This window comes from Staphylococcus sp. LCT-H4, assembly GCF_001866145.1.
Taxonomy (GTDB): Bacteria; Bacillota; Bacilli; order Staphylococcales; family Staphylococcaceae; genus Staphylococcus; species Staphylococcus succinus.
Window position 1 is genome coordinate 551,975 of sequence record NZ_MODY01000001.1, and the last position, 23,518, is coordinate 575,492.

Consider the following 23,518-nt stretch of genomic DNA (forward strand, 5'->3'; position numbering starts at 1 on the left):
TCAAAGGCGTTTCGCTTAAAAAATCCCTTCCAAAGGTAAACTTTTGGAAGGGATTTTATTATTATTGGATTATTTTATTTATTAAAATAATCCCGTTGGTTTCGTATCATAACTGACAAGCAAGTTTTTTGTTTGTTGATAATGATCTAGCATCATTAAATGGTTTTCTCGACCAATACCACTCATTTTATAACCACCGAATGCTGCATGCGCCGGATAAGTATGGTAATTATTAACCCACACTCGTCCAGCTTGAATACCTCTACCCGCACGATATGCTGTATTTTGATTTCGTGTCCAAATACCTGCGCCTAATCCATACATTGTGTCATTGGCCATTTTTACTGCTTCATCATCATCTTTAAATGTTGCGACTGAAAGCACAGGTCCAAATATTTCTTCTTGGAATATTCTCATATCTTGAGTTCCTTTAAATATGGTTGGCTCAATATAAAATCCGTTTTCTAAATCATTACTTTCTTTTCTAGTGTTTCCACCGACGAGTAGTTCTGCGCCTTCTGATTTTCCGATATTTAAGTATCTCTCTATCTTTTCTTGTTGCTCATTTGAAGTTTGTGCGCCTACCATCGTAGTATCATCTAAAGGATTTCCAAGTTTAATTTTTTTAACTTTATCTATACATAAATCAATAAATGATTCATATATATCCTCATGTATGAGTGCTCTTGAAGGACAAGTACACACTTCACCTTGGTTCAATGCAAACATCACTAAGCCTTCAACCGCTTTGTCTAAAAATTCATCTTTTTCATCCATAATATCTTTAAAAAAGACGTTTGGTGATTTGCCACCAAGTTCTAACGTCACCGGAATAACACGATCACTAGCATTTTTCATAATAATTTTTCCGGTTGTAGTTTCTCCTGTGAACGCTACTTTATTAATATCATTATGCGTCGCAAGTGCTTCTCCCGTTTCTGCACCAAATCCATTTACTACATTTAATACACCTGCTGGTAATAAATCTTCTATCAACTCAATAAAATGCAAAATAGATACTGGTGTTTGTTCTGCTGGCTTAAGTACAACTGTATTACCTGTAACTAACGCTGGAGCTATCTTCCACGTTGCCATAAGTAGCGGGAAATTCCACGGTATAATTTGTCCTACAACGCCGAGTGGCTCTTTATAATGATAAGCGACTGTATCGTTATCGATTTGGGAAATACCACCTTCTTCTGCACGTATCACCCCTGCAAAATATCTAAAATGATCCACGACTAATGGTAAATCTGCGGTAAGCGTTTCTCTAACAGGCTTTCCATTATCAAATGTTTCTATCACTGCTAAATATTCTAAATTTTCTTCTACTCTATCAGCAATATTAAGTAGTAATTGTGATCTTTCGGCTGGAGATTTTTTCCCCCAGTCTTCTTGTGCTTTACGTGCTGCTACAACTGCTAAATCTACATCCTTTTTTGTAGACCTTGGAATCTTGGCATATGCTTCTCCTGTAATTGGCGAAATATTATCAAAATAATTGCCCTCTTGAGGTTCTGTCCATTGACCTCCAATAAAATTGGCATATTGTGATTTAACTTTATACTTTGCATCTTTTTCATTTGGATTAGTAAATATCATAGTATAGCCCCCTTTATTCACTTCTATACCCTTGACGCCCTTATAGTAAGCGCTTACCTTAAAATCTACAAAAAAGACTATCATGTCCCTCATATAAATTGAGACATAATAGCCTAATAAAGCTATGTATAAAAGTAAATCAACGTGTGGTCATTGAGACGATAGAACTGATAACCAATATGATTCCAGTCAAAAATAGCATGAATAACAATAGAATAATTGGTGATATAAAAGTAAGTACTAATCCACCCATTATAAAAATGAAGGCGAAACATAATTGCCATATACCAGATAATATACCTGTTGCTGTATATTTAAATACGCCTAATATTAAGGCTGGCAAAAATAATAATAACGTAAATGCAATATTTATCATTAATTCATAAGGCTCATTAAAGCTAATAGCATTCGGTCCAATAGAATAATGTGCTGTTAATAATAAAGTTAAGGTGATTAAAATAGCTGAAGCGAATAATAAACTAATACGATATTTCAATTTGTAACAACCCCTGAGTACTTTTTGTCTACTTTAGTTTATTATTACTCATAACATGTACATTTGTCAAAATATTTTGTGAATTATATTTTTATTTCACATCTTATCTTATGTATAAATTAATACTTATTTATTCTATTTAATCATTCCCATACAAAAAACCCCTTGAAACCAATGAGGCTCAAGGAGTTTTTGATTATATATTATTTAGTTGTAACTCGTTATCACTTGCTTGACGTACTTCTTTTAGCAATGCATAATCCTCAATTAACGATTTGCCATAAGATGGAATCATTTCTTGGATTTTAGGTTCCCATTCATTAATATATTCTGAGAAGTTTTTCTCTATGACTTCTAATGCTACGGAAACTGATGTAGAAGCTCCTGGAGACTCACCTAACAATGCAATAACTGAGTGGTCTTTTGAATTAACTACTTCTGTACCAAATTGGATAAAGCCTCTGCCATGTTCTTTCGTATCTTTAATAACTTGAACGCGTTTACCAGCTTGCATAATATCCCAATCTTCATCTTTTGCATCAGGTACAAATCGACGTAACTCTTTCATTCTATCTGCTTTCTTAGCCAAAACTTCTTGAATAGAATATTTAATTAACGGGAAGTTCTTAACTGCTGATGATAACATAGTAACCACGTTACTCGTATTAATAGACTTAAATAAATCTAAGTTAGAACCATTTTTTAAGAATTTAGGTCCAATTGCTGCAAATGGTCCGAATAACAGTGAGTTTTCATCTTGAATATAACGTCTATCTAAATGCGGTACAGTCATTGGCGGTGTACCTTCTGGTTCTTTTCCATAAGCTTTAACTTCATGTTTGGCTACGACTTCAGGGTTATTACATACTAAGAATTCTCCTGTTATCGGGAAGCCACCTAAATGTTTGCTCTCTGGGATACCAGTTTTTTGTAATAATGGTATTGCTGCGCCACCTGCGCCAATAAATAAATAATCCGTAATGTGATGTTCTACTTTATTCGTGTTAAGATCTTTAACCTTAACTTCCCATTTACCATCTTTACGACGGTTAAAATCCTGTACTTCATGTTTATAGAAGAGCTCTGCATTATCATGTTCATTTAGATTTTTAGCCATTTTTCTAGTAAGCTCTCCAAAGTTAACATCTGTACCTTCATCAATTTTACTAGCAGCAACTTTTTCATTTGGATCTCGGCCTTCCATTACTAATGGCATCCATTCTTTTAACTTATTATGATCTTCAGTATATTCTATACCTTTGAACATTGATAATGGAGACAGTGCTTCAAAACGTCTTTTCAAGAAATTTACATTTTTTTCCCCTTGCACAAAACTAATATGCGGTAAAGGTCTAATAAATTCTTGTGGATTTTGGATTTGTTTACTTTTTACTAAGTATGACCAAAATTGTTTAGAAATTTCGAATTGTTCGTTAATCTCTTTTGCTTTTTCAATATCGATAGAACCATCTTTTTGCTCAACTGTATAGTTCAATTCACATAATGCAGCATGTCCAGTACCGGCATTGTGACGCTCATTTGAACTTTCAATTGCAGGCTTTTCAAGTCTTTCAAAAAGTTTAATATTCCAATCTGGTGCAAGATCTTTTAAAAATGAGCCGAATGTTGTACTTAAAACACCCGCGCCAATTAAAATGACGTCTTTTGAGTTTGATTCACTCATTTTTTTACCACCTTTCATAATCACTTTTTTGAATAAATCATATAAAATACTGAATAGTTTTTCTAAGATACAACAAAAAACAAATCACTTTAATGATTTATTTTAGGCACACCTTTGTACTATTCGAATTATTCTATACTAGTTTTATCGATAAATATCTCTCATAACCTATAATAAATCAACACTCATAAAATGTAAAATGTATATTAAGATAACGCTTACTTTTTATGATTATATGCCTATTAGTATAAAAGTTTTAAGTGTATCATGATTCAATAATAATATTGTCAATCAAACGTGCTTGGCTAAATTTGACGGCTAAAGAAATAAAAATACTTCCGCTGATTTTGGATTGTTCTACTAGTTCTGGATAACTATATACAGCTACAGTTTCTACGACACCACTTGTATGTTGTTCAATATAGTTTTGTGCTTCCGCTATTAATGTCGCACTATTACGTTCGCCTTGATTATATAGTCTTTGGGCTAATTTTAGGCTTTGGTAAAGATGCGGTGCTTCGATTCTCTCTGCTTCAGATAAATAGACATTACGTGAACTTTTCGCTAAACCATCAGATTCACGAACAGTATCAATACCTACAATTTTTATAGGATGATTAAAATCTTCTACCAACTTCTCTACTATTGCTAATTGTTGCGCATCTTTCTTACCAAAATATGCTTGTTGTGGTTTGACGATATTAAATAATTTATTAACTACAGTTACTACTCCATCAAAATGTCCGGGACGTTGTTCACCTTCTAAGACTGATGCCAGACGTCCTGCTTTAATTTCAATAGTAGGCCGTTGTGGGTACATTTCTTGTTCATTCGGATAAAAAATATAATCTACTCCAACTGTTTCGGCTTTAGCCATATCGGTTTGAATGTCACGAGGATATGCTGCTAAATCTTCATTAGGACCAAACTGTAACGGATTAACAAACACACTAATGACTGTCACATCATTTTCTCCAACTGACTGTTTCATCATTTTTAAATGTCCTTCGTGTAAAGCCCCCATTGTTGGTACAAAACCAATGCGTTTTTTGTCTTCAGCGCATTGTCGTGAAATCTGATTCATTTCTTCTATAGTGGTAACTAAACTTGTCATTCTGACTCTTCACCTGCTTCTAACACTTGCTTCTTATATGTATGTGCCGCATCTGGAAATTGTTGTGCTTTGACTTCTTCATTATATTTCGCTAATGCTTCTGTTCCAACGGAAAAGTCGCCATATTGTTTTACAAATTTCGCTTGATGTTCTACCCCATAGTTTAGTACATCATGATATACCAATACTTGACCATCTGTGCTATTCCCAGCACCAATACCTATAACTGGGACATCCAGTTTAAGTGTGATGTCCTGCGCTAAATCACTAGGTACTGCCTCTAGAACAATCATAGATGCACCTGCTTGTTGAACAGCCAATGCGTCATTAACAAGTTGCTGTGCCGCTGCTTTCGTACTTGCTTGCATTTTATATCCAGTGATACCCACACTTTGTGGTGTCAGTCCAAGATGTGACACAATTGGAATGCCCATATTTCTACAGTTTTTAATGTATTGCGTTAAATGTGCACCTTCTGCCTTAAGCGCGTTTGCCTGCGTATCTCGGTATAATTTCACTGCTAGTTCTAAATCATACTGCTCATTTAGACCCACAGCACCAAAAGGAACGTCTACAATCACATATGTATTTGGCGCACCACGTCTTACAGCCTTAGCATGGTGAATCATATCTTCAATCGTCACTTGAACAGTGCTTTCATAACCTAGCACTGTCATTCCTAAAGAATCTCCAACTAATATCGTGTCTATTTGCGCTGCTTCTGCTTGCTTTGCACTCGGAAAATCATAGGCAGTAATCATAGAAATCTTTTCATTATTTTGTTTCATTGTCATTAATTGGTTTAACGTTTTCAATTAAAATCTACCTCACAATTTGTTATATTTATAATATTATCAATATCTTAACGAATCTATATAGAAAAGGAAATAAAAATATGAATAATATTGCAATCATTGGACCTGGAGCAGTTGGTAGCACAATCGCTTTCGACCTTTACCCTAAATACAAATCCTTACTATTACTTGGACGACAAGATTATGACCTGACATACTATGCCAATGGTAATACAAAACATCCATACACATTAACAGTATCATCTTTAAAAGCAAGCTACTGCAAGATTGACGTATTAATCATTGCAGTTAAAATACCCCAACTTGAATCGATACTACCAAAAATAGATGATCTCATCCATGATCAAACGATAATTATTTTAGCACAAAATGGCTATGGCCAATTATCCCGTCTTCAATATTCCAATGTCTTTCAAGCCGTTGTCTATATTAGTGGTCAAAAAAATGGGGCTACTGTAACACATTATCGAGACCACAAGCTCGTTTTACAAGACGCGCCTCAAACACGGTTAATAAAAAAAATGGCCACAAATACTGATTTAAACATTGAACTTACAAGTGATATCAATCAAGCGATATGGTACAAACTGTTAGTTAATTTAGCTATAAATACCGTCACTGCACTTACGAGACAAACTGCAATCGTACTCCAAACACCTGGCATAAAAACGTTATGTCAGCAATTATTGACAGAAGGTGTTAGCATCGCCCAGGCGGAAAATGTAAATTTCAATAAAGATGTCATACAAGATATTATGTCTATATATAACGGCTATCCTAATGAAATGGGTACGAGTATGTATTATGATATTATCTCGAACAAACCATTAGAAATTGAAGGTATTCAAGGCTTTTTATTTAATAAAGCTAGAACTCATAAATTATTTACACCTGTGTTAGATACCGTTTATCCATTATTGTTAGCACAACAAAAATATTAAGTTGTCAGTCATGATATGTTAAGACGTTAACAACTCATTATGACACACTATTTACAGCATTTCTAAATTGCTTTTCAATCATTTGAATACTCATATCCACTTTTATTTAATAATCAAAAATTATTTTCAGTCGTACAGTTGGCCTTCGATATTACTGGTATATAGTGAAGCTTTATGTACTTTTAAACAGTTCATAAACAGTTCACAAAAGTAATGTATATTTCCAGTATTAAGAAATTGGAGGTCGAATAAAATGAAAAAATTAATGTACAGCTCTGCATTTTATACGTTATTAGGATTACTCAGCGGCTTATTTTATCGTGAAATGGCGAAAGGAGAAAATTTTAGTGGTTATTCACAATTAAACATAACACACACGCACCTATTGGTATTAGGTACAATAATGTTCTTGATATTTATGATGATTGAGTACCAACTTAAATTAACTAAACATAGTAAACTATTTAATAGTTTTTTCTATATTTTTCACTTAGGTGTTCTAGTAACAGTAGCTATGCAATTCGTAAATGGTATAGCTACAATTAAAGATTTCAGCGTCAGTCCTGCAATTGCTGGAATCGCTGGTTTAGGCCATATTTTTCTAACAGTGGCTTTCGTATTGTTCTTTATTCTATTGAATAAACGTATCAATATACACACAACAAAGTAACATAATATAAAAGTTACAAAATAATTAGAACGAAGTGGGCGATTAAGGTTTTAACACCAAACTCACTTTGTTCTTTTTTTATAAATAAAAATACTAAACATATTAACTATTCATTCAATAATTTAATTCATTAAACTGTTAACGAATTAATTGACACTCTTGCTAACAATTTTCAAAAGTGTAAAATGGCTAGCAAGCGCTTACATTTTGTGATGTTCATTCATCTTAAGTTAGGAGAGTTATTTTGCTTACAGAAATTATTGATACGTTAGATAAGATTGTATGGAGCCCACCATTAGTATTTGGGTTATTAATTACTGGACTATTATTTTCAATTGTTACACGTTTTGCACAAGTTAGACAGTTCAAAGAAATGATTCGTCTTTTATTTAAAGGCGAGAAATCTCCTCAAGGTATTTCTAGTTTTCAAGCTATTTCATTATCTTTAGCTGGAAGAGTAGGAACCGGTAATATCGTGGGCGTTTCAGCTGCAATATTTATTGGTGGCCCTGGCGCAGTATTCTGGATGTGGGTTACTGCTTTATTAGGCGCGAGTACAGCTTTTGTAGAATCAACTTTAGGTCAAATATACAAACAAAAAGAAAATGGCGAGTATAGAGGTGGACCAGCTTATTATATCGAAAATGGTATAGGCGGAAAATTTGGTAAAATATTCGCTCTAATTTTTGCAGTCATTACAATTATCTCAATAGGTTTATTAATGCCTGGCGTACAATCCAACGCTATTGCTACTTCTTTACATAGTGCTTTTAACATTCCTAAATGGATAGTTACTATATTTCTTGTAGTATTACTGTCACTTATTATATTTGGTGGTATTAAACGAATTGCGAGTATGGCAACTGCTATCGTTCCTTTTATGGCTATTGTTTATATACTTTTAGCCGCTATTGTAATTTGTTTAAATATTAGCCAAGTGCCTGAACTCCTAACACTTATCTTTAAATCGGCATTTGGTTTACACTCTACTTTCGGTGGAATTATTGGCGCCATGATAGAAATTGGGGTAAAGCGAGGACTTTATTCTAATGAAGCGGGTCAAGGTACTGGTCCACATGCTGCTTCAGCTGCCGAAGTATCTCATCCTGCTAAACAAGGACTGGTACAAGCATTTTCTGCTTATATAGATACACTTTTTGTCTGTACAGCAACTGCATTAATCATCTTGATTTCAGGAACTTTCAATACAACAGATGGCACGGAAAATGCAAATGGAAAACCGAATTTAGTTGAAGATAATGGGGTTTATGTATTAAATGCAGATGGTTCTAAAGACCCTTCTGGCACAGCAATGTATGTCCAATCTGGTATCGATAAAGCATTTCAAGGAGGCGATTATCATTTCGATCCTAATTTCGCTGGTTTTGGTTCTTACTTTATCGCTATTGCACTATTTTTCTTTGCATTTACAACTATTTTGGCATATTCCTATATTACAGAAACGAATACTGCTTATCTCACACGAAAGATGAGTGCCAAAAAATCCAATATTTTTATCACTATAACACGATTAATATTAATTTTTGCCACTGCATATGGAACACTTAAGACTGCTGATGCTGCTTGGGCAATGGGTGATTTAGGTGTCGGTATGATGGCATGGTTAAATATCGTCGCCATTTGGATACTTTGTAAACCTGCATTCCATGCTTTAAAAGATTTTGAACAACAAAAGAAAGCAAAAGGTTCTGGGAAGCTTGCTGTTTTCAGACCGACACAACAAGAAGCACCTAATGCACATTTTTGGTTTGATCGAGCCAAAAATGATGACGCCATGGATAAACATGATTAATTATACTCATTTTATTTTGCATTGATTATAAGATATATGAATTAAAGCAGTCATAATTTTATGACTGCTTATGCTTATATACATCTCTTTAAATTTAGGAGTTAAACTTTGCCATGTGAAAATATCAATATCAGTGTATTAATTTATTCGTTCCAACTACAATAATATTGTAATTTTTAGACATCTTTCCTTCTTGAGTCAGACAAACCGCACACACCTTCGTTGTAATATTGTTCAAAAACAAACAAATAACCTTTTCATTCTTTGAAATATGTCCATAACAAAAGCATCAGTAGCTAATGAAAAGTACGCCTTCTATTAAAAGTATAATGTACTTTTTCAAGATAAAATCCTAACTATATGTCACAAACGTAGATATCTAAAAGTAGATTTAAATCTATAGTCTAGCAATCATATGATTTCTCCTTTGTATCAACTACATTTCAAATACACTACCATATACACCTATTCATGAATTAATACTTTAATTTATATATCATTTTATTGATAGTCTATGACCATAGAAATGACTGTAACATCATCGCCATTATTAATATAGCTATGCTTTACATCTGACTTAAATCTTAAAGCGTCTCTTTTATTTAAATTCAGTACATTACTTTCTAAGTGCATTTCCAATTGTCCTTTGATTACTATAATAGATTCTTCTGAACCGGATAAATGTGGTTCAGAATCTAACTTTGCACCTGGATCAAGTTCTACATAAAAGAATTCAAAAGACTTGCTCTTTTCAAATGGAAAATATGGATATACACGATATTTCCCTTCGTCTTCTGTTACAGGTACAATATCTTCTTTATTTACTTGAGTATAATCTGACTCTGCTTCATTCATTAAACTACTAAATGACAACTTCAAACCGTTACTAATTTTCCATACTGTATTAATTGATGGAATTGTATTGCCTTTTTCAATCTCGTTTAATGACGAAGTGCTCACACCCGTGAGTTTAGATAATTGTTCCAAACTAATTTTATTTTTCTTTCTGTATAAATAAATATTTTTAGCTACTATTTTATGGAACTCCACAATTATGACTCCTTTTTTTATTGACTTTCCAGTATAGCGGATATAAAATCCTTTTAAAGGGAATTTCCTATATACTGGAAATCAATCTAATATATATCCATGATACAGGATGTGATAAGGAGAATGCAATTTGTTCATTTCATTTATAATCTATACACTTTTCATGAGTTATACACCCGGTCCTAATAATTTATTAGCATTAGACGGTGCTCTACGTTTAGGTATCAGAGGTACACTAAGGTTTTTAATCGGTATCGGTTTAGGTTTCTTATCACTATCATTAATTTGTCTACTATTTAGCACATATGTTGCTTCATACTTTGACAAGTTCATTACCATTATTAAAATCATCGGTTTTATTTACTTATTATATCTCGCATATTCTGTGTTTACGCACAAACAAAGTGATACTCACAATCATAATTGTTATCGTTTAAGAGATGGCTTATATCTTCAGTATATGAACCCTAAAACGATTGTTTACGTTATCACTGCAATCATCACATATATTACATCACAAACTACCGGAATTTTTATAAGTATTTCTTATACACTTATTATTGCTTTAATAGGTGTATCTGGAGCAATTACGTGGGCATTGATGGGGCTTTGTTTCAAAAAGTGGATTCTCAAATATAACTTGTTCTATAAAATATCCATGGCTTCGTGTTTAGTTATATTAGCATGTATGATGATTTTCGAATAAAGCATCATGATTTCTACATTTCAGCTATAAAACCATACTTATATCTATCAAGTTTATTTTCTCCTTGCATGATAGCCTTTCTTAGCACCTAGTATTTTTATTTTATAATTGATAGTCTTACATGCTTTAAAGAAAGCATCCTACTTCTCTAAATAATAAATCTCCAAACTAATTGCTTGCAATTCATTTGAGCTGGCGTTAACATGTAATCAATCGCGCACGATTAATATATATCAGGAGGTGCTTTATTTGGATGAAACAATGAAACTAACCAATCAACTGTGTTTCTCAGTCTATAATGTCAGTCGCTTATTCACTAAATTTTATGAGCAAGTGCTTTCAGATTTTGGTTTAACTTATTCACAATATTTAGTACTTGTTTCATTGTGGGAACAAGATAATCAAACACTATATAACATTGGTCAATCACTGAATCTCAAAAGCAATACACTCACACCATTACTAAAACGATTAGAGACAGCTGGTTGGATTGAACGAAAAAAAATTGCATCCGATAAAAGACAACTACTCATTAAGCTCACTGACAAAGGCAAATCTCAGCAACATGATATTTATCAGGCTATATCTCAATGTGTCTCAGAACAAATGAATTTACAAGAATATCAAGAAGCTAAAGATATTATGGATAAATTAGAGCTTTCATTAAAAAACATTGTGTCTTAACACAAAAACAGGAGGAATTATACATGTCAGAAACATACAATTATGACGTCGTATTTATCGGAAGTGGTCATGCAGCTTGGCATGCTGCCATCACACTGAAACAAGCTAATAAAAAAGTAGCAATTATTGAAAAAGACAAAATCGCTGGCACTTGTACAAACTATGGATGTAATGCAAAAATTTTACTTGAAGGCCCATATGAAATTTTAGAAGCTGCCCAAAGTTACCCTAATATCATTAATCAAGACCAATTATCTATAAACTGGTCTAATTTGATGAACTATAAACACCAAGTGATATCACCATTATCAAATACTTTAGAACATATGTTCACACAATATGGCATTGATGTATTCCATGGTGCCGGCACTTTAGTCGACCCACATACTGTATCTGTTAATAAAACCCATATCACTTCAAATCATATTGTACTTGCTACCGGACAACACAGTAATAAATTAGATATCGTGGGATCTTCATTCACTAATGACAGTCGTGATTTCTTATCATTAGAGCAATTTCCTAAACGTATGACTATTGTTGGCGCAGGTATTATTGGTATTGAATTTGCATCTATTGCTGTAAAAAATGGTTCAGAAGTTAAAGTCATACATCATTCAAACGAACCGCTAAGAGGATTTAATCGCAATCATGTGACTAAATTAATAAATAAATTATCACAAGAAGGAGTTCAATTTTATCTAAGTACTTCTCCTAAAGAAATTAATAAAACAGATAACGGTTTGGTTATTCAAACCAATAATGGCGATGTGATCAATACAGACTATATTCTTGATGCAACTGGACGTCTTCCAAATGTGGAAGGCATTGGTTTAGAGCATGTTGGTATTGAATATAGTCACAGTGGAATTCAAGTTGATGAATATTTAAGAACAAATATCCCAAATGTTTATGCAAGTGGCGACGTATTAGATAAAACCATTCCTAAGTTAACACCTACAGCCACATTTGAGTCTAATTATATTGCTAGTCACATTTTAGGTACAGAAGTTAACCCTATCACATATCCTGCTATCCCTTCTGTATTATATTCTTTACCACGCCTTGCACAAATTGGTGTGACTGTTGAAGAAGCACAAGATAAAGAATCATCTTATACGATTAAGACGATTCCCTTTGGCCAACAACTTTTATTTGAATATAAAAATGAAGTAACCGCTGAAATGGATATTATACTCGACCAACAAAAACGACTCGTTGGTGTTGAAATTTACGCCAATGATGCGCCAGACTTAATTAATTTAATGACTTTTATTATTAATAAACAAATAACTGCTCAAGAGTTAAATCAAATGATTTTTGCTTTCCCTGGCAGTTCAAGTGGCGTACTAGATTTATTGAAGTTACAAATGATGTAATCAATTAACCCTATCAACAAATAAAAAAATCCGCAGACAACTTATTGTCTACGGATTTTTGCTTATGATTATTGGAAGAAACCAGAAATTGTTTTAACTTCTAAGAATTCTTCAATACCATAGTCTCCCCATTCTCTGCCAATACCAGATTGTTTATAACCACCAAATGGCATATCAGCACTTCTTGGATATTCATTAATTTCAATCACACCAGCTTCAAGTGAAGTAGCTACTTTTTGTAATACTTCCATATCTGTACCATATACATAACCAGCTAGGCCATATTTTGTATCATTTGCGATTCGAATTGCTTCATCAACATCACTGTAAGTAATAATAGACATCACTGGGCCAAATATTTCTTCTTGTGCTATTGTCATGCTATTTTCGACGTTAGTGAAAATTGTAGGTTTTACAAAGTATCCCGTTTCAAGACCTTCAGGTTTACCTTCGCCACCGAATTCAATTGTAGCACCTTCTTGTGCACCAATTTTAATAAATTCTTGAATTTGATTAAATTGTTTGCTGTTTATAACTGGACCCATATCAACTGTAGCATCTTGTGGATCTCCGACTTTAATGTCGCTCATTTTTTCTTTAACTTTTTCTATGAACGCATCTTTGATAGATTCAGGAACAATCGTTCTTGAACCAGCGATACATACTTGTCCAGAATTATCGACAACTTTATGCACAGCTGCATCAGCCGCTTTATCCAAATCAGCATCTTCTAAAATTATATAAGGTGATTTCCCACCTAATTCTAGCGAAACTTTTTTGAAGTCTTTACTTGCTTTTTCCATAATTTTACTACCCGTATTACCTGATCCTGTAAATGAAACCATTCTAATTTTTTCATTTTCAGAAATTGGATTTCCTACACCTAATCCATCACCATTTACTAAGTTGAATACACCTTTAGGCATGCCAACTTTATCAAAAATTTCAGCTAGAATAATCGCTGCAAACGGCGTTTCTTCAGAAGGTTTTAAGACAACAGTACTACCTGCAGCAAATGCCCCAGCTAGTTTTAATGCCGTTTGATTGGTAGGGAAGTTCCAAGGTGTAATTAATCCTGCCACACCAATCGCTTCTTTAATTACGATATTGTTGCCTCGACGTTCTCTGAAGTTGAAGTTATCTAATGCATCTCTAGCTGCTTTAAAATGCGCTAATCCCATTTCATAATGTACGTTTTCAGAAGCAGTAACAGGCGTACCAAGTTCTAAAGTCATCGCCTCAACTAGATCTGCTTTACGATTTTCATATTCTTTTACAATATCGTTAAGCAAATTTTTACGATATTCAATTGATGAATGTCTGAATTCTAAGTAAACACTATCAGCTGCATTGACTGCATCTTCCACGTCTTGTGCATTACCTTTAGCTATTTTACCAAAAGCCTCTTCTGTCGCTGGATTAATGACATCCATTGTTTCATTACTGTGACTTTCGACCCATTGGCCATTAATATATTGTTTTGTTTGATCGAACATATTACCACTCCTCTTAACCTTTTATATTCATATTCAGCTTAAATTACATTCTGATATAAATTAAGACCAATCGAATATTACGCTGATATTAATATCAATTCAAATAATCGGCTTAAGATTAAATGTATTTTTTAATTAAAGCCTTTTAATGCTTTTTATGTATATTTCCTGGGCAATTAAATTGTTATAAGTGGGGTATAGCATATACTATAACTCGTATATGATTGTGCATATTTAAAAATAATATAATACACAAAATTTTTATAGAAGAAGAGGAGCCTAAAAATGCCATTAATTAAAATTGATATGATCAAAGGTAGAGAAAAAGCAGAAATCAAAGAGATATTAAATATATCTTATCGTGTAATGCTTGAAACGTTTGGTGCACCTGAGGGAGATAGATACCAAATTGTAAATCAACATGAGGATTACGAAATGCAAATATTAGATACCGGTTTAGGTGTTGAACGCACAGAAAATGTGCTTGTGTTTACGATTGTTACGAGACCAAGAACTCAAAGCGAGAAAACAAACTTCTATCAAAAGCTTGCAGATACGTTGCATGAACATACTGACATACGTAAAGAGGACATCATGATTAGTTTAGTAGAAAATACTGATGAAGATTGGAGCTTTTTTAACGGCAAAGCACAATTCTTAACCGGTGATTTATAATACCAATATGGTTAACTGCTAAGTTTTTTTATAACTTTTTCACTTGTTTAAAATTCCATAAAGCGAATTACACCTTTAATTTATGATTAAATAATTGAACACTTACTTCGTTAATATGCTCCTTCTGAAATTGTAAACGTTGGTTGAACACTTTTCTTCTTTTATAAATTTTGTGCAATGCTTGAATTAACGCCTGTGCCTCATCTTCTTTAGTGAATAAGTTTTCAATGGCAGTAACAGTTCTATTATGTACAATATCTTCGTAGCCCATAATCAACATGTCATAATCAAGCGCTTTTCTTAACGCGTCCACTATTTCTTTACCTTCATTAATATCTAAATAGACATCACACTTTTCATATAATGCCTGAATTGTATCTTCATCTACTGTTGGAAATAGTTTTACATTATTATACTGACTTAAATTCAATAACTTTGAAGACATATCAGTTAACGCAGCGATATGGAATGACACGTATGGTACCGCCGCCACAATAGATTCAATATGTTCTAATTGATCTGAATTTGTCATAATTAATGCATTTTTTGTATATTCATTTCTTTTAACATAGTCATAGAGATACCCAGATTTAAATACACATGTTTTTTCAAATGCTTGCATAGAATTCGTCAAAGTTTGATGTTCTGCATGTTCAGGCACAATGATTTTAAATTGGCGCACCATATCTGCATTAAAAATCAATTTCATATTTCCAGGAATGCTTCCGCCACTTTGTTCTTGCCAAAACAATACATCATTTCCTGATATATTCATATTATATAATACAGCAAATGGAGTTGATAAAGAATTAATCACAAATTGGTTCATTTCGATATTTAAAGCTTGTAAATAGAATAATATGAAAGCAACTTCAGAATCAAAGAAATATGTCTTATCTTGCCATTCTAAAACAATATCTTTTGTTATATAGTTTTCATAAATGACTTCCTTGCCTTCTCGATTCATATATTTTTTTAATATCGCTTTCCCATTTTCATCCAATACAGTTTGAGAAAATTTGATGCCATTTTTAGTATAATGATCTATAAAATGAACTTTCCCATTTTTATCAAGCCATTCTACTCGATTTACAATCCTAGATTTATATTGTTTTTGATAAACAATTTTGCCGCGTATTTCTCCCATATCTTTTATCCATGCTTCATCATTATTACCTTCGATTTCCCAGTATTTTGGAATTTCAATACCATTAAAAAACATCGACTTATCATTAGCTGAAGTTGGATTATCGGCAAAAAACTGATACGGGGAAGTTATATTATCTGGTAAAAATCCATCATCATGAATGACAATTGTATAATTTTGATGCCCTGCTAACTGCAAGGATTTATATAACACTTGTGTTTTAGAATCAAAGCGTTCAAATAAATTAATCATGCAGCACCTCTTCTATTAGTTTATTCCATTTTTGCTCTATTTGGGCAGTCATAAATGGTTTAGCAATTTCATAAGAAATTTCATGAGGCTGTTGAAGTCCTTTATTAAAATATTTAATCATATATTCAGCTAAGCGATTCACTATAACTTCCATGCCATCATCATTTAGTGAATTTGGAACCAAAAATCCATTCTTATTATTACGTATAAACGTTGGATTTCCATAATTCACATCAAAACCTAACATACTCAATCCGGAACCAACCGCTTCCATCAGTGTGAGTCCGAATCCCTCACTCGTCGATGCGGAGACAAACAATTCATATTTTGCGTAAATATCATCCAATTTAACATGTCCTAACATGTTGATATAACTTTGCGCATTATAATCATCAATTATATGCGTAATGTGTGCTTTTTCTGCACCTTCCCCATATATATCTAATGTTAATTCTGGGACCTCTGCTTTGGCTTTTATTGCAGCCCGAACCAACCAGTCAATATGTTTCTCAGTTGCTAGTCGTGAAGCTGTAACCATAGCATACGGTTTGCGTGGTTGTGTAGGATATTTTAATTGATCCAAGCTTCCCACTGGTATCGTTCGAATTCTTGGTATAATCCCATAATATTTTTTGAATTGCTCTCGTAAAATTTTGTTTTGTAGATCTGTAGCTGTAATAAAGAAATCAATATCCTTCGCCTGTGAAAATTGATACTCATAGTAGTTATTCCATAAGATATGATTATCGTCTTTAATACTTTTACTAAAATGTTCGGCATGTACAACTACGCCAATCCTACTTGAGCCTTTATGTTGTAATACAGCTTGACCAATTTTAGAAGACCTATCTAAAATAATAATGTCTTGCTTTGTTAATTGTAATTGCTGGATAAAATAACCAACAAATTCTTCTTTACTATATAATTTAGCATCTTCAAACGCATAGATATTTGAATCACCATCAATATATTCATTATATACAATAGACCCATCTTCATTATAAAATTGCCTCATATAAAGTTTGGATTTATTATCATGTGGTGCGTAATATTCTGAGAAAATTCTTACATAACTATAAAAATCTTTCCTGATGAGCATGCCATTTACTACAAATTCAGCACGATCAACCAAATCTTTATCTACTTCTTTTAAATAACATGTTACAAAGGTTTGTGCGTTGTTTAGATAAAGTCTTTTGATTTTCCCCTTATGCTCAACATGTGTGACCTCTGTTCCAAGCTTACTTTTAATATCTTCAATTGTATAAGACGTTGGCGCTATCTTTATATCTGTAAAATATTGATACAACCATATTACTTCAGTATCATGAAAACCCATATTACTTGTTAGTGTTTGAATATTTTCAGACTGAATAAAGTCTAAAAATATAAACTTCATCGAATGTTGCGTATTTCTTAGCAATTTTGCACGATATGCCTGTGCATATTCAACACCACTACTCGCCCATCCTATGCCAAAATTCATATTATAAATCGTCATTTCAATACACCTCAATAATTATGGGAAATGAATGACTAAATCACCATCTTCGTCATAGGTAATCATACTCTGACAGAGATTTCTAATTATATTTCCCTTGATTTTATAATTCATACTTTCAAAAGAATCTAGCGCGCTTTTGTGATATTCAAAAATCGCATTGCGCTGTCCACTTTGTCTATTATTTACACTACCCTTTAATTGCTGTAAATTATCAACTTGATTAATCCAACCACTATTAATCGCTTTCAAAATAGATTTTTGTGCAAATCTAAGATAGAAATATTCGTTTTTTAAAGCTACTTCCTTCTCCTTTAACTGCTTATTGAATTGACTCATTAAAAATTGGAGAACATTTTCTTTACTCGTTAAATCTATTTAACTTATATCTTCATCAAACTTAAAACTTATATTTTTATAGATACAATCTTCAATTCGCATTAACTAAAAAGACGAAAAAACTGTTTTCAAAAATTTGTGAAAACAGTTTTTCGTCTTTTTAGGTGAATTTAATCATACCTTTCTTCTTAATCAAATTAATATGTCACATTATTTTTGGGTAGTATCTTCCCCCAAATATTTCTCTGACGATTTTTTTAATTCTCCATCATCTTTTAATGCTTTTATACCTTTATCTATAGCTTTTTTCTTATCTGCATTATCTTTTTTGAATGGGAAACTGGTAGGTTCAACATTGATTGCTTTTTCTATGAATTTAATATCTTTCCCTTTTTTGTTTTTCTCTGCAGATAATACCGAACTGGAATTAATGTAGCCATCTATAGGTTTATTATCTAAATCTAACATAGCACTTTCTCTATTTTCATAGGTCTTAGTTTTAATATCATACTGTTTGTCTTTATTAAACTGCTCTAAAGCCTCTGTATGATTTGATCCCATGACTCCGGCAACTTTTTTGCCTTTTAAATTTTGATATTCATTAATGTTTTTAATAAAAATCCAGACCTAAAACAGACTTTTTATCTTTTCTAGTAGATGTTTAGATTTTATATACTAAATCTAAAAAAGCCCTCACTCCCGTATAGTGAGGGCTTTTTTTAGATAGGATTAGGATTAGCATCGCCAATTTTCGCTCAATGATTCAAAGAAGATATGTTTGCGTTACTGAAGTCAGCAATCATGGTGTGAACAAGATAACTTACTGTAAGCTTCAGATTTTTTCTATATAAATATACTGGATTTATTTATCTTATGCACTGTTTTTCCTCGTCTTATAACATTACAATCCTAATGCAGCTACTAAATCAACAATTGGTTTTAATAATCCTGATAACATGTTTATCACTCCATTTCTATATAAATATACTAGCTATTTCATATCTTATACACTATTACTCATGCCTTAAAAATTACAATCCTAATGCAGCTACTAAGTCAACAATTGGTTTCAATACGCCTGATAACATATGTATCACTCCATTTCTAATAGGTATACACATATATTATCTGAATATTCTATTTTTTAAAAATTTGTGTAAAAAAACATAACTTCAAAAGTCATGTTTTCTCACATAAAAGCCTATTCGATGCGCTCTATTTCAGGTTTGAAATACTGTACCTACAACTATAAACACCTATTTCACACCACTAATATTATCTTGTGATACTTTCTTTGTCATAGCGATAATATGCCGCTTCTTCTTCATCAACACGTTGCTCATAATCTTTAAATAGTGAAATATGATTATTTTTTATCTCTACTTGATATCCGAGTGCTTCAGCAAACACAACAATATCAATATAGCTTTGGTTGTCGAATTTTTGACAAGCATGATTTTCTATATGAGAAATATCGTTTGAAAACACATCAATTGCTACGTCTTGGCGCAACCAATAGCGTTGTTCTGAAATAAGTGTTTGATCATGATAAAGTGGTAATGCTACACGATTTAACGTCACATTATAATCAGCTCCATCCTTAAATTTAATCACTGATGGTTTGTCTCGAACAATATGAACGTCGCCTCCGATAATGACACCTTCTCGCGTATCATCAGCGCCACCTGAGGCTGCATTTGTTTTTTCATCTATCTGTAAACCATGTACATCTCCAATATAAATTTCAGGTTTACGTTCAAATGCATGTCCTTTAGCAATCAGTTTTAAAATTGTACTTTGCGTAAACTGAGGTTCCCATTCAATACGTGATGGGTTACTACTATAAATTCTCGGTTCATCAATCGCTTGTTGAATGGTCATATCAAAGTCAATCACATTGATTAGTGTTTGAACAACACTTGCGATAATACTAATCGCTCCCGGCGCTCCAACTTCAAGTATAGGTTTACCATTTTTAGTAACAATAGTCGGTGCCATGTTGCTCAATGAACGTTTCCGTGGCTCAATTTCATTTATGCCACCTGTCACAACATCAAAGCCATCAATCGTTGTATTTAATAGGACTCCATAGCCCGGAACTGTCATACCCGAACCATAGATCATACCTATAGAAGTTGTGAATGATGCCACATTGCCATATTGATCTGTTACTGAAAAATGCGTTGTTTCAGTATGTTTTTCATCAACATCAGTATGTGCTATAGATGAAGGGATGCTAGTGCCGTGCTCGATATCAAAATTCGCCCTGTTACCTTGTATTAAATTGCTACGTTCTTTTAAATAACCTTCATCAATTAAAGCATCTACAGGAATATCATAAAAGTCATCGTCTGCTAAATAATGTGCACGATCACTGTATGCAATATGCATTGCTTGAATTAAATGATTCAAATAATCGGTCGAGCGTGGACCCATTGATTGAATATCAAATTGCTCTAATAATTTTAAAATCTGAATTGTAGTGATGCCACCAGAACTAGAAGGTCCCATTGCATGAATATCATAACCTCTGTAATTAGCTGAAATCGGTTGCTTAATACGTATATCATATGCTGCTAAATCCTTTTCAGTCATTGTTCCACCATTTTCTCGAACGATATTCACGAGTTGATTAGCGATGTCACCTTTATAAAAAGCACTAAATCCCTCATCTCTTAAAATACGAAATGTTTTCGCAAGATCGGGCAGCGTTATCCAATCTCCTTCATGGAAATAGTCATCGTGTGTATTAGTATATACTTTACGTGTTTCAGCAAATTTGTGGATGCGCTCAATTTGATGCCAAGAATATTTTTCAGTAGCCCAGTTCGCTCGATGTCCTTTTTCGGCTTGTTCAATTGCTGGGTTAATTAAATCCTCCAATGATAAATTACTATACTTTGCATGAATGTATTCAAATAATTTAGGAATAGCTGGAACTGCTACTGTTTTACCGTGCGTACTTAATTCAAAAAATGTCTTATGTTGCCCTTTGTCATCGAGATAAAATTGACGGTCTATATCTGCTGGCGCTGTTTCTCGTGCATCAAAAGCCGTTATTTCTTTTGTTGCGTTATCAAAATAGAGTAAGTACCCCCCGCCTCCAATTCCTGAAGTAAAAGGTTCAACTACATTCAAATAAAGCTGTATAGCGATGACGGCATCCATTGCATTACCGCCTTGCTCTAATACTTTTTTCCCCACTTCGGCTGCTAGAGGATGGGATACAGAGATAAGCCCTTCTGTAGATTGCGTCTCGTTATGTACTTTGTGATTATTTGCTGACATCTAATGCCTCCTTAATCATAATGAAAAGTTAGGACCGTTATAAGACCTAACTTTTCTATGAGTTATTTGCTTGTTTGATTCATTTCTTTTTCAACTTGTTCTAAATTTTGTCGTTGCTTATTTCCCGTGTCTAATAACGGCGTAACAGGTGATGCAATTCTAAACTTATCGCCTCTATAGAATTTAATAAACTGATCTTGATCTACTGCATTAACAACTGCTCGTCTTAAGACTGGTTGATCTTTAAATATACCTCTTTTACTATTCAACATTAAAAATACTGATTTGCGACCGTTTTTACGTGCAATACTTAAATCGCTATCAGATTTAATTAGATCAAAGTTCTTTTGATCCACATCCGCTAACATATCAATCGAATGGTTTCTTACTTCAGAAACTGTATTGTCTGGATCATCATTAAATTTCATCGTTATGTTTTTAATTTTCCCGGGTCCATAGGCATCATTTTCTTTTTCATTAAAACCAGGATTACGTTGTAACGTCGCTTGATATGAATTTTTCTTAGTCATAATGTAAGCACCACTTGCATAGAGTTGGTTTTTCCCACTATCTTTGGATGGTACAGTGCTACTATCACCATAATCTTTTGATTGTTTGTCATCATTCATTTCTGTAACATATTTTTTAGACAAAATACCTGCCGATGAATGTGTGAGGTAATTCACTTCTTTAGGCATGGGTTGATCTGTAGTAATTTTAACCATTTGATATTTTCCATCTTTATTACTTACTTGTGAGTCATCCGTAGTTAAAGATTTGACTTGATGTTGCTTTATTAATTTATCATATACAGATTGGTTACCTTTACTTTTGATATTCTTTAGGTTCTCTATATCGGAATCCGATAACTCACTTATGTTTTTAATATGTTGATGCATATTGTAGGTGTTATTATCAGGAACTGAGTGTTGATCTTTGGCACGATTTAGTGAGAATGTCACGTCGTCGGCAGTTACGCTTTCATTTGTACGCTTAGCTTGACCATTCTCAACTTTCGCAAAGTAATCATCATCACGTAATAAGAAATAAAATTCATTATTCTCTTTATTTGTAGCATAATCACGACTTAAAGAACCTTTAGTTGTAATCTGGTCATTTTCATCTAATGTTAATAACCGCGTATACATATTCATATCTATACCATAAACAGATGGCGCTATTGAACGAATTGGATCCAATGTAGAAATCTCACCATCAGGTTGCGTCATTACAAGCGGTCTCGTATCACGCTCTTTTTTATTTTTATAATCAAATTGTTGCCATATTAATGCGCGAGAGTTTGGTAATCCTACGCTATTTTTATCCAATACTTGATTGTCATAAACTAAATTTTTCTTCGCGCCATATAAAGGTGCCATATAAGCTTTATTAAAGATAACTTCATCTTCTAATGCTTTATATGCTTGTTTGGCTTCTGATTTTTCTTCCGTAGATGCAGTATTAATCATTTGATCTATTTTCTTATTTTTTAACAAACTGTTTGACCCTTCGGAACTAAATAAAGCGCTCATTGAATAGTTAGGATCACCGAATACAGTCGTCCAATCATCGATTTGAATATCATAATTTCCTGCTTCTCGTTGTGTTCGATAGCTTCCATAGTCAGGTTGGATGTTCATTTTCACATTAAATCCTGCCTGTTCTAACTGTTCTTTAACAATATTCATATCATTTTCATAACTTGCTTGTCCTAAAAAACGAATTGTAGGTTTTTTACCTTTAACATCTACTTTTTGGGCTTTATCCGGCAATTCAGATTTGGTAGGAACACTACAACCGCTTAAAATTAATGCCAAACTTAACGTGGCGATACTTATGATTTTCTTCAACTTCGTTCCCTACCCT

20 protein-coding genes are annotated in these 23,518 nt (G+C 33.0%); 7 read left to right on the forward strand and 13 right to left on the reverse strand.

Annotated features, from left to right (window positions below; translation table 11 throughout):
* Window positions 1–81 precede the first annotated feature (81 nt).
* From exaC to panB, 5 genes are all read right to left on the reverse strand, one after another.
* On the reverse strand, window positions 82–1,602 hold the full coding sequence (exaC, locus tag BK821_RS02575) for an acetaldehyde dehydrogenase ExaC (RefSeq protein WP_046838034.1): 1,521 nt from the start codon (window positions 1,600–1,602) through the stop codon (window positions 82–84).
* Window positions 1,603–1,741: 139 nt separating this feature from the next.
* A complete protein-coding gene (locus BK821_RS02580) occupies window positions 1,742–2,098 on the reverse strand; it encodes a hypothetical protein (RefSeq protein WP_046838035.1) in 357 nt (118 codons plus the stop codon).
* A 196-nt stretch (window positions 2,099–2,294) separates the two neighbouring features.
* Complete coding sequence (gene mqo, locus BK821_RS02585) at window positions 2,295–3,803, reverse strand: malate dehydrogenase (quinone) (protein WP_256201618.1); 1,509 nt, start codon at window positions 3,801–3,803, stop codon at window positions 2,295–2,297.
* A 244-nt stretch (window positions 3,804–4,047) separates the two neighbouring features.
* On the reverse strand, window positions 4,048–4,896 hold the full coding sequence (panC, locus tag BK821_RS02590; protein WP_046838037.1) for a pantoate--beta-alanine ligase: 849 nt from the start codon (window positions 4,894–4,896) through the stop codon (window positions 4,048–4,050).
* Window positions 4,893–5,711 (reverse strand): 3-methyl-2-oxobutanoate hydroxymethyltransferase, encoded by an 819-nt coding sequence (gene panB, locus BK821_RS02595; RefSeq protein WP_071331116.1) that lies wholly within the window; start codon window positions 5,709–5,711, stop codon window positions 4,893–4,895. Before panB ends, panC begins: the two co-directional genes overlap by 4 nt.
* 80 nt (window positions 5,712–5,791) lie before the next feature.
* Between panB and BK821_RS02600 the strand changes: the two genes are divergently transcribed.
* The 3 genes from BK821_RS02600 (at window position 5,792) to BK821_RS02610 (ending at window position 9,135) form a co-directional block, all read left to right on the forward strand.
* Window positions 5,792–6,652: an oxidoreductase gene (locus BK821_RS02600; protein WP_071331117.1), complete on the forward strand. Its 861-nt coding sequence runs from the start codon at window positions 5,792–5,794 to the stop codon at window positions 6,650–6,652.
* A gap of 253 nt (window positions 6,653–6,905) precedes the next feature.
* Window positions 6,906–7,322: a DUF2871 domain-containing protein gene (locus BK821_RS02605; protein WP_046838040.1), complete on the forward strand. Its 417-nt coding sequence runs from the start codon at window positions 6,906–6,908 to the stop codon at window positions 7,320–7,322.
* Between the two features lie 244 nt (window positions 7,323–7,566).
* The gene (locus BK821_RS02610; RefSeq protein WP_071331118.1) at window positions 7,567–9,135 is read left to right on the forward strand and encodes an alanine/glycine:cation symporter family protein; all 1,569 of its coding nucleotides are present in this window, start codon (window positions 7,567–7,569) and stop codon (window positions 9,133–9,135) included.
* Window positions 9,136–9,636: 501 nt separating this feature from the next.
* Here the strand turns inward: BK821_RS02610 and BK821_RS02615 are convergent.
* Window positions 9,637–10,185, reverse strand: coding sequence for a helix-turn-helix domain-containing protein (locus tag BK821_RS02615; protein ID WP_046838042.1), 549 nt, complete (start codon window positions 10,183–10,185; stop codon window positions 9,637–9,639).
* 130 nt (window positions 10,186–10,315) lie between these two features.
* Here BK821_RS02615 and BK821_RS02620 point away from each other — a divergent pair, with 130 nt between their 5' ends.
* The 3 genes from BK821_RS02620 (at window position 10,316) to BK821_RS02630 (ending at window position 12,954) form a co-directional block, all read left to right on the forward strand.
* On the forward strand, window positions 10,316–10,891 hold the full coding sequence (locus tag BK821_RS02620; protein ID WP_046838043.1) for a LysE family transporter: 576 nt from the start codon (window positions 10,316–10,318) through the stop codon (window positions 10,889–10,891).
* 261 nt (window positions 10,892–11,152) lie between these two features.
* Window positions 11,153–11,575, forward strand: a complete 423-nt coding sequence (locus tag BK821_RS02625; RefSeq protein WP_046838053.1) for a MarR family winged helix-turn-helix transcriptional regulator — start codon at window positions 11,153–11,155, stop codon at window positions 11,573–11,575.
* Window positions 11,576–11,598: 23 nt separating this feature from the next.
* A complete protein-coding gene (locus BK821_RS02630) occupies window positions 11,599–12,954 on the forward strand; it encodes a dihydrolipoyl dehydrogenase family protein (RefSeq protein ID WP_046838044.1) in 1,356 nt (451 codons plus the stop codon).
* 68 nt (window positions 12,955–13,022) lie between these two features.
* On the opposite strand, the gene BK821_RS02635 is transcribed toward BK821_RS02630, so the two are convergent.
* Complete coding sequence (locus BK821_RS02635; protein WP_046838045.1) at window positions 13,023–14,450, reverse strand: aldehyde dehydrogenase family protein; 1,428 nt, start codon at window positions 14,448–14,450, stop codon at window positions 13,023–13,025.
* Between the two features lie 285 nt (window positions 14,451–14,735).
* Between BK821_RS02635 and BK821_RS02640 the strand changes: the two genes are divergently transcribed.
* Entirely contained in the window at window positions 14,736–15,125 is a 390-nt protein-coding gene (locus tag BK821_RS02640) for a tautomerase family protein (RefSeq protein ID WP_071331119.1), read from the forward strand.
* A 67-nt stretch (window positions 15,126–15,192) separates the two neighbouring features.
* On the opposite strand, the gene gtfB is transcribed toward BK821_RS02640, so the two are convergent.
* From gtfB to BK821_RS02670, 6 genes are all read right to left on the reverse strand, one after another.
* On the reverse strand, window positions 15,193–16,524 hold the full coding sequence (gtfB, locus tag BK821_RS02645; RefSeq protein ID WP_071331120.1) for an accessory Sec system glycosylation chaperone GtfB: 1,332 nt from the start codon (window positions 16,522–16,524) through the stop codon (window positions 15,193–15,195).
* Window positions 16,517–18,025 carry an accessory Sec system glycosyltransferase GtfA gene (gene gtfA, locus BK821_RS02650; protein ID WP_071331121.1) on the reverse strand — a complete coding sequence of 503 codons (1,509 nt, stop codon included), beginning with the start codon at window positions 18,023–18,025 and terminating at the stop codon, window positions 16,517–16,519. Before gtfA ends, gtfB begins: the two co-directional genes overlap by 8 nt.
* Window positions 18,026–18,043: 18 nt before the next feature.
* On the reverse strand, window positions 18,044–18,403 hold the full coding sequence (locus tag BK821_RS02655; RefSeq protein WP_103356889.1) for a preprotein translocase subunit SecA: 360 nt from the start codon (window positions 18,401–18,403) through the stop codon (window positions 18,044–18,046).
* Window positions 18,404–18,574: 171 nt separating this feature from the next.
* Complete coding sequence (locus tag BK821_RS02660) at window positions 18,575–18,925, reverse strand: transporter substrate-binding domain-containing protein (protein WP_071331122.1); 351 nt, start codon at window positions 18,923–18,925, stop codon at window positions 18,575–18,577.
* Between the two features lie 714 nt (window positions 18,926–19,639).
* Window positions 19,640–21,652 (reverse strand): gamma-glutamyltransferase, encoded by a 2,013-nt coding sequence (ggt, locus tag BK821_RS02665; protein WP_071331123.1) that lies wholly within the window; start codon window positions 21,650–21,652, stop codon window positions 19,640–19,642.
* 62 nt (window positions 21,653–21,714) lie between these two features.
* A complete protein-coding gene (locus tag BK821_RS02670; protein WP_071331124.1) occupies window positions 21,715–23,502 on the reverse strand; it encodes an ABC transporter substrate-binding protein in 1,788 nt (595 codons plus the stop codon).
* Window positions 23,503–23,518: the final 16 nt, after the last annotated feature.